The organism is Streptomyces sp. NPDC046876, from assembly GCF_040645035.1.
GTDB lineage: Bacteria > Actinomycetota > Actinomycetes > Streptomycetales > Streptomycetaceae > Streptomyces.
Window position 1 is genome coordinate 1 of sequence record NZ_JBEYXK010000171.1, and the last position, 8,449, is coordinate 8,449.

Consider the following 8,449-nt stretch of genomic DNA (forward strand, 5'->3'; position numbering starts at 1 on the left):
GGCGCCCCCCCCCCCCCCCCCGACGCCGCCCGCCCCCCCGCCCCCGGCCGGCCCGCCCCCCCCCCCGACCCCCCGGGGCCGGCCGGCGCCCGCAACCACGGCCGGAGGGGACGACCCGGCGGGTGCCGGGGCCCCTGCGCGCCCCGCGAACGGCCCGGGGGAAGGGCCGGGCGAACGGGGCCGGGCCGGCACCCCCGCGGCAGGCGGGCCGGCCGCGCCCGCGGAGCCTGACGGAGGGGGCCACCCGGCCGGTATCAGGACGCCTGCGCACCCCGCGGTCGGGCCGGGCGCCGGACGCGGCGAACGTGGCCGGGGCAGCACCCCGGCGGCAGGCAGGCCGGCCCCGGCGGCGAAGCCGGACGGAGGGGACCGGGCAGCGGGTGTCGGGACGCCTGCGCACCCCGCGGTCGGGCCGGGCGCCGGACGCGGCGAACGGGGCCGGGCCGGCGCCGCGGCGGCTTCCGGCGGGGCGGGCGGTTCTGGCGCGTCCGGCCGCGGGGGCGGTCAGGCGGGGGCGCCTGCGGCCACGGGCCGCCGGGCGGGGGGTTCCGGTGGGGAGCCGGGTGGCCGGGGGCCGGCCGCGGCTCCGGCGGCCTCCGGCGGTGCGGACGGGGCCGCGGGGCGCGCCGGGACGGGGGCGGCTCCAGCGGCTGCGCGGCCGGACGGGGAGCGGCGGCGGATCGAGGGGCTGTTGCTCGGGCTGGCGGTCGGGGACGCCGCCGGGTGGCCCGCCGCCCGGCACCGGGCCAGCCGGATGCCGGAGTGGACCCGCCGGCTGACCCGGGAGCTCGACACCTTCGCCGAGCAGAACGCCACGACCACCCTCCCGGTCCCGATCGCCCTGAACCAGCCGCCCGAGCCCCTGCTGCTCGGCCCTTCCGACGACGCCGAATGGGCCGCCTTCGCCGCCGAGTCGGTGCTCACTGCGGCCGGGGTCCTGCTGAGCGACCTCAGCCGGTCGCGCCGGATGCGGGCCGCGATCGACCTCGCCTGGAACGCCCTGGCCAGCGAGGTGGCCGCCGCGGCGGAGCGCGCCCCCGAGGTGGAGTCGGCCGTGCTGCCGCTGCGCGCCCGGATCTCCGTACGCGCCGGTCTCGGCAACCTCGCCGCCGGGCTGCGCCCGCCCGCCACCGGCCACGACAACCCGCACTACTTCGACGACGCCGCCTGCGTCCGGGCCTGCGTCCTCGCCGTCGTCCACCCCGGCGACCCGGCCGCGGCCGCCGACCTCGCCGAGTTCGACGCCCGCTACACCCAGGACGGCGACGGCGTCCACGGCGCCCGCGCCATGGCCGCCGCCGTCGCCGCCGCCCTGGCCGGGTCCGGCACCGACGCCGCCGTCGACGCCGCCCTCGACCAGCTCCCGGCCACCACCGAGATCGGCCGCAACGCCCGCCACGCCGTCAAACTCGCCCGCACCCAGACCGGTCCCGGGACCGGCGGCGGGGCCTTCGCCATCGTGCCCACCCTCGAGCACGAGATCGTCGACCACGTCTACAGCTACGGCATCGCCGCCGCCGAGACCGTCCCCGTGGCCCTCGCCCTGGCCACCGCCGCCCGCGGCCGGGCCGTCGACGCCGTCCCGGCGGCCGCCTGCCTGTCCCGCGTCGCCGACTCCGCCCCCGCGCTGGCCGGCGCCCTCACCGGCGCCCTCGGCGGCGGCGGCTCCGTCCCCGCCGCATGGCGCGAGGCCTGCCGCACCCTGTCCGGCTGCGCCCTGCCCCGCCTCGCCGGCACCGACCTCGTCGAACTCGCCGCACACCTGGCTCGTACGGAACTCACCTCACCCAAGGGATGATTCGGACATGACGCTGACGCAGACGCCGACGCTCACACTGGAAGACCGGGCGGCCGGCTGCCTCGTCGGGGCCGCCGTCGGCGACGCGCTCGGCGGCCCGGTGGAGGGCTGGTCCCCGGACCAGATCGTCCGCCGCCACGGCGGCCGCGTCCGCGGCATCGTCGGCCCCTGGCACGAGGACTGGCGCACCGCCCGGCCCCTCGCCCCGTACCACAAGGGCGACGGCCACGTCACCGACGACACCCTCATGACGCACGCCCTGGTCCGGGTGTACGAGACCGTGCGCGACCACCTCGACGCGTACGCGGTCGCCGACCACCTCGTCCCCGACCTGATGACGAACCCCCGCTGGATCCCCGAGCTGGAGGCCGAGGCCCTCCCCCTGCAGCGGATCTTCCTCGCCGAGAAGTGGATCGTGGCCCGGCTGCACTACGCGCACGCCGACCCGCGCGAGGCCGGCAGCGGCAACATCGTCAACTGCGGTGCGGCGATGTACATGGCGCCGGTCGGCATCGTCAACGCGGGGAACCCGGCGGGCGCGTACGCGGAGGCGCTGGACGTCGCCGGCGCGCACCAGTCCTCGTACGGGCGGGAGGCGGCCGGCGTCCTCGCGGCGGCGGTGGCGGCGGCGTGCGTGCCGGGGGCGACGGTGTCGTCGGTGGTGGACGCCGCCCTCGCCCTGGCCAAGGACGGCACGCGGGCCGCGATCGAGGCGGTGTGCGAAGTGGCCGGGCGCCACGGGGACTTCGAGTCGGCGCTGGGCCCGCTGCGGGAGGCGGTGGCCCCGTACGACTCGGTCGGCCCCGACTACCGCCGGCCCTCGCTCGGCGCCCGGCGCCCGTCGCGGCTGCACGCCATCGAGGAGCTGCCGATCGCGCTCGGCATGCTCGTCGTCTCGGGCGGCGCGTACGAGGGCGCGGTCCTCGGCGCGGTCAACTACGGCCGGGACTGCGACTCCACCGCCACCATGGCGGGGGCGATCGCCGGAGCCCTGGCGGGCGCGGCCGCGGTCCCGCCCGCCTGGGCCGGGCGGGTCGCCGAGGCCAGCCGCCTCGACCTGCACGCCCCGGCCGCGGCGCTGGCCGCCGTGGCCCGCGAGGTCCACGACCGCGACCGCGCCCGCCGCCGCGCCCACGAGGCGGCCTTCGCAGCCCTGGCGACCCCCCGATGACCACCCCCGCCCCGGACGGCCGGGCCCGCGCCACGGCCCGGGAGGCCGTGCCCCGAGCCCTCTCCGGCAACCCCACGCCCGACCGGGCCGCCCCCGCCGCCGCTGCCATTTCAGCCTCGCCGGCGTTTGAGGCTGGGGGTACCCCCGGCGGTGGCTGGGGGAGGGTCCGGGCGGAGCCCGGTGCCCGGCGGAGCCGGGTTCCTTGGGGCTCCGCCCCGAACCCGGCGCCTCGAACGCCGGCCGGGCTGGAACGGCCCGGCCGTGCGGAGGCGCCCCGCGGGGCACGGCGCGCCGCGGAACCCGGCGGCCCGGGGGGCTCCGAGACCGACCCGCCCGCGCGGAGGTCCCCCCGGCCGCCGAGCACCCCGCCCCCCGGCGCAGAGGCGGGCAGCGCGGGAGGGCGCACCACCGGCCGGGCGGTCGGGCCCCCGGCCCCGGAGCCGTCCGGCCCCGGGCCGGCATCCGCCGGGCCGGTCGGCCCGGGGCCCGGGGACGCGGCTGCGGGCACCCGGCCGCAGCGGCGTGGTCCGCACGGGGGCCGCGCACGGCCGGGGCGCCCCGAGGGCGAGCGCCCCGCGCCGGGTGGCGGGGAGGGCGGGCTGCGCCTGACCTGGGTGCGGCCCGAGGACCTCGTCGGGCACGAGCTGCGGCTCGCCGCGGAGGACGGGCGGGATGCCGGGGGCGTGGCGCGGGTCTGGTTCGGCGCCGGCGGGTCCGCGGCGCCCGCGCGGGCCGGGGCCGGGGAGGCGGCGCCCGGGCTGCGGGAGCTGGCCGGGCGGCTGCTGGGCGAGCTGGCCGCGCTGCCCTGCCCTCCGGCCGTGGCGGCGGCCGAGCCGGACTCCTGGGAGGCCATCACCCGTACGTGGCCGGCCGGCCCTCCCCCGGCCGCCGCCCCGCCGGAGCCGGGCCGCGGCGGCGACGGCGGGGACTGCGGCGACGGCGACGGCTGCCTGCAGACCCGGCTGGAGGCGGCCTGGGCGGGCCGGGCCGCCGGCTGCGTCCTCGGCAAGCCGGTCGAGAAGCTGCCGCTGGAGGGGATCCGGGCGCTGGCCCGGGCCGCCGGGAACTGGCCGCTGGACGACTGGTTCACCGCCCGCGGCGTACCCCCCGCCCTGCTGGCCGCTTACCCGTGGAACCGCCGCTCCGCCGCCACCTCCCTCGCCGAGAACATCGACGGCACCCCCGAGGACGACGACCTCAACTACCCGCTCCTGAACCTCCTGCTGCTGCGGCGCCACGGCCGGGACTTCACCACCGCCGACGTCGCCCGGCTCTGGCTCGACGAGCTCCCCGCCGGGCGGACCTTCACCGCCGAGCGCGCCGCCTACCGCAACCTCCTGCTCGGCCTGGAGCCCCCGGACACCGCCGTCCACCACAACCCCTTCCGCGAGTGGATCGGCGCCCTCATCCGCGCCGACGTGCACGGCTGGACCCACCCCGGTGACCCGGCGGCCGCCGCCGCGCAGGCCCACCGCGACGCCGCCCTCACCCACACCCGCAACGGCCTCTACGCCGCCCTGTTCGCGGCCGCCGCGATCGCCGCGGCGGCCTCCGGCCGGGCCGACGTGCACACCGCCCTCGGCGCCGGGCTGGCCGTCGTACCGCCCGGCTCCCGCCTCGCCGAGGCCGTCCGCTTCGGCATCCGGGCCGCGCACGACGAAGCGGACTTCGACCGCGTCGTCGACCGCCTGCACGCCCGCTACGGTCACTACCACTGGGTCCACGCCGTCCCCAACACCGCCCTGATCGCCGCCGCCCTGACCCACGCCGACGGCGACTTCACCCGCTCCGTCTGCGGCGCCGTCTCGGGGGGCTGGGACACCGACTCCAACGGCGCGACCGCCGGCTCCCTCGCCGCGCTGGTCGCGGGCCGGGTTCCGGCCCGCTGGCGGGCGCCGCTGAAGAACCGCCTGGCCACCGGCATCGCCGGCTTCGACGGCATCGGTTTCGACACCCTCGCCCAGCTCACCGCACAGGAGGCAGCACGCTCATGACGGCCATCGCCGTGCTCGGCAGTACCAACATGGACCTCGTGGCCTACGTCCCCAAGGCCCCCCGCCTCGGGGAGACCGTCACCGGCCGCGAGTTCCGCACCGTCCCCGGCGGCAAGGGCGCCAACCAGGCCGTCGCCGCGGCCCGTTGCGGGGCGGAGGTGGTGATGATCGGCGCGGTCGGCGCCGACGAGTTCGGCGTACGGCTGCGCTCCGCGCTCACCTCGGCCGGGGTCGACACGGGCGGCCTGCGGACCGTGGAGGGCTCCAGCGGGACCGCCCACATCACGGTGGACGACGAGGGCGGCAACAGCATCGTCGTCATCCCCGGCGCGAACGCCCTGGTCACCGGGCTGGAGGCGGGAGACGACGCCCGGATCGCCGCCGCCGGGACCCTGCTGCTGCAGCTGGAGGTGCCGCTGTCGGGGGTCACGGCGGCCGCCCGCACGGCCCGCGCGCACGGCGTACGGACGGTGCTGACCCCGGCGCCCGCCCGGCCGCTGCCCGGGGACCTGCTGGCCTCGGTGGACCTGCTGGTGCCCAACGAGCACGAGGCGGCGGCCCTGACGGGGCTCACCGACCCCCGGCAGGCCGCGGCGGCGCTGCTGGAGCAGGTCCCGGAGGTGGTGGTCACCCTGGGCGCGGCCGGCGTGCTGTACGCGGCGCGCGGGCGGGATCCGTACACGGTGGCGGCGCCGCGGGTCCGGGCGGTGGACTCGACGGCGGCCGGGGACACGTTCGTCGGGGCGCTGGCGGTGGCGCTGGGCGAGGGTCGGCCGGTACGGGAGGCGCTGGAGTGGGCGGCCGCGGCGGCGGCGCTGTCGGTGCAGCGGCCGGGGGCGCAGGACTCGATGCCGGGGCGCGCCGAGACGGACGCCGCGTACGCCGCCGGGGCGGGCGGGACGACCTCGGCCGGCGGGGCCGGGGCCGGCGCCTCATGACGCCGCCCGCGGACGCCGCCGCCCCCGGCCCGCTGCGGGGGCTGCGGGTCCTGGACCTCGCCACGCTGTTCGCGGGGCCGCTGGCCGCCACCCTGCTCGGGGACTTCGGGGCCGAGGTGGTCAAGGTCGAACACCCCGGGCGGCCCGACCCCTCCCGCGGGCACGGCCCCGCCAAGGACGGGGTGGGGCTGTGGTGGAAGCTGCTCGGGCGGAACAAGCGGACGATGACCCTCGACCTGTCCACCCCGGGCGGGCGGGACACCCTGCTGCGGCTGGCCGCCACCGCCGACGTGGTCGTCGAGAACTTCCGCCCCGGCACCCTGGAGAAGTGGGGCCTGGGCTGGCCCGAGCTGTCGGCGGCCAACCCCCGCCTCGTCCTGGCCCGCGTCACGGCCTTCGGCCAGCAGGGCCCGTACGCCCGGCGCCCCGGCTTCGGCACCCTCGCCGAGGCCATGAGCGGCTTCGCCGCGATCACCGGGGAGCCGGACGGCCCGCCGACCCTGCCGCCCTTCGGCCTCGCGGACTCGATCGCCGCGCTGACCTGCGCGTACGCCGTGATGACCGCGCTCGCCGGGCGGGAGCGGACCGGTCACGGCCAGGTGGTCGACCTGGCGATCATCGAGCCGATCCTCACGGTGCTGGGCCCGCACCCGCTCTGGTACGACCAGCTGGGCTACGTCCAGCCCCGCACCGGCAACCGCTCCACCAACAACGCCCCCCGCAACGTCTACCGCAGCGCCGACGGCCGCTGGCTGGCGGTCTCCACCTCCGCGCAGTCCGTCGCGGAGCGGGTCGTCCGGCTGGTCGGGCGCCCGGAGCTGGCCGGCGAGCCGTGGTTCGCGAGCGGGTCGGGGCGGGCCGCGCACGCCGCCGTCCTCGACGAGGCGGTCGGCGGGTGGATCGGCCGGCACGAGGCCGAGGAGGTGGCCCTGGCCTTCGAGGCGGCCGAGGCGGCCGTGTCGCCGGTCTACGACGTACGGGACGTCATGGCCGATCCGCAGTTCGCGGCCCTGGACACCGTCACGGAGGTGCAGGACCCGGAGCTCGGCCCGCTCCGGATGCAGAACGTCCTGTTCCGCCTGTCCGGGACCCCGGGCGGGATCCGCTGGGCGGGCCGCCCGCACGGCGCCGACACCGACGCCGTCCTGACCGAGCTCGGCCTGACCGAGGCCGAGATCAGCGCGCTCCGGATGGAGGGGGCACTGTGATCCTGACCTGGCTCTACGTACCCGGCGACCGGCCCGAGGTGGTCGCCAAGGCCCTGCGGTCCGGGGCCGACGCCGTCATCGTCGACCTCGAGGACGCCGTGTCGGCCTCGCGGAAGGAGTACGCGCGGGCCGCCACCGCCGAGCTGCTCGGCGAGCGGCCGCCGGTCCCCGTCCACGTCCGCGTCAACGCGCTCGACTCCCCGTGGGGCGGGGCCGACCTCACCGGCCTGACCGGGCTGCGGGGCCTCACGGGGCTCCGGCTGCCGAAGATCACCGCCCCGGAGCAGATCGTCCAGGCGGCGGACCGCACCGGCGGGGTGGCGCTGCACGCCCTGCTGGAGTCCGCGCTGGGGGTGGAGCGGGCGTACGAGATCGCCCGCGCGCACCCCGCCCTGCGCGGCCTGTCCCTCGGCGAGGCCGACCTCCGCGCCGACCTGGGCATCACCGCGGAGGCGGGGCTCGACTGGCCGCGCTCGCGGGTGGTCGTCGCGGCCAGGGCGGCGGGCCTTGCGCCGCCGGCCCAGTCGGTCTTCCCCGACATCCGGGACCTGGCCGGCCTGGCCGCCTCCTGCGCCCGCGGCCGGGCGCTCGGCTTCCTGGGCCGGGCGGCGATCCACCCGCGGCAGCTGCCGGTGATCGAGCGGGCCTTTCTCCCCGGCCCGGAGGAGGTCACCGCGGCCGAGGAGATCGTCGCGGCCGCCCGCCGCACCCCCGGCGCGGTGGCCCTCCCGGACGGCCGCTTCGTGGACCCGGCCGTCCTCGCCGGCGCGGAACGCGTGGTGGCCCTCTCCCGCCGCGAATCCCCGATCCCGTCCTGACGCCCCTCCGCCCCAGCCGGGCCCGCCGGGGCGCCGCCCTGAACCCCGCGCCTCAATCGCCGGCGGGGCTGAATCTGCCGCCCCCGGCTGCGCCGACACCAACCAGACCGGCCCGCCGGAGCCAGAACCGCGGTTCCCGGCGAAGCCGGGTCCCTTGGGGCTCCGCCCCAAACCCCGCGCCTCAAACGCCGGCGAGGCTTGACGTGCCGCCCTCGGCTTCGACGCCGAAAGAAAGTCCCGCCCCGGCCTCTCCAGCCCCGCCGTCACTGAGGAGCGGGCCCTGGGCAGCGCCCCACAAGCCCAGCCGCCTCCGCCACCACCTGGAACGGGGGTCGGCCCACCCAGCCTCGCCGGCGTTTGAGGCGCGGGGTCTGAGGCGGAGCCCCAGGGAACCCGGCTCCGCCGACGCCTGAGCCCGGGGTCGGCACATTCAGCCTCGCCGGCGTTTGAGGTCTCCCAGACCGGCTCGGCCGCCGCCTGGCCCGAGGCTCCCCCCGGAGCCACCGTCAGCGGGCCATTATC

6 protein-coding genes are annotated in these 8,449 nt (G+C 79.3%); all 6 read left to right on the forward strand.

Going from position 1 to position 8,449, the window contains the following annotated elements; translation table 11 throughout:
• The first annotated feature begins 253 nt into the window (after positions 1-253).
• The 6 genes from ABZ924_RS37325 (at position 254) to ABZ924_RS37350 (ending at position 7,927) form a co-directional block, all read left to right on the forward strand.
• Positions 254-1,798, forward strand: a complete 1,545-nt coding sequence (locus ABZ924_RS37325) for an ADP-ribosylglycohydrolase family protein (RefSeq protein ID WP_361919993.1) — start codon at positions 254-256, stop codon at positions 1,796-1,798.
• 7 nt (positions 1,799-1,805) lie between these two features.
• Positions 1,806-2,969: an ADP-ribosylglycohydrolase family protein gene (locus ABZ924_RS37330; RefSeq protein ID WP_361919983.1), complete on the forward strand. Its 1,164-nt coding sequence runs from the start codon at positions 1,806-1,808 to the stop codon at positions 2,967-2,969.
• A gap of 614 nt (positions 2,970-3,583) precedes the next feature.
• Positions 3,584-4,963, forward strand: a complete 1,380-nt coding sequence (locus ABZ924_RS37335; protein WP_361919985.1) for an ADP-ribosylglycohydrolase family protein — start codon at positions 3,584-3,586, stop codon at positions 4,961-4,963.
• A complete protein-coding gene (gene rbsK / locus ABZ924_RS37340) occupies positions 4,960-5,901 on the forward strand; it encodes a ribokinase (RefSeq protein ID WP_361919987.1) in 942 nt (313 codons plus the stop codon). Before ABZ924_RS37335 ends, rbsK begins: the two co-directional genes overlap by 4 nt.
• Positions 5,898-7,109: a CoA transferase gene (locus tag ABZ924_RS37345; RefSeq protein ID WP_361919989.1), complete on the forward strand. Its 1,212-nt coding sequence runs from the start codon at positions 5,898-5,900 to the stop codon at positions 7,107-7,109. The genes rbsK and ABZ924_RS37345 overlap by 4 nt, the downstream gene beginning before the upstream one ends.
• Complete coding sequence (locus tag ABZ924_RS37350) at positions 7,106-7,927, forward strand: CoA ester lyase (protein WP_361919991.1); 822 nt, start codon at positions 7,106-7,108, stop codon at positions 7,925-7,927. Before ABZ924_RS37345 ends, ABZ924_RS37350 begins: the two co-directional genes overlap by 4 nt.
• Positions 7,928-8,449 lie beyond the last annotated feature (522 nt).

Coding starts and splice junctions, on each gene's coding strand:
- ABZ924_RS37330 (WP_361919983.1), top strand. CDS start 1,806: ATGACGCTGACGCAGACGCCGACGCTCACACTGGAAGACCGGGCGGCC.
- rbsK (WP_361919987.1), top strand. CDS start 4,960: ATGACGGCCATCGCCGTGCTCGGCAGTACCAACATGGACCTCGTGGCC.
- ABZ924_RS37345 (WP_361919989.1), top strand. CDS start 5,898: ATGACGCCGCCCGCGGACGCCGCCGCCCCCGGCCCGCTGCGGGGGCTG.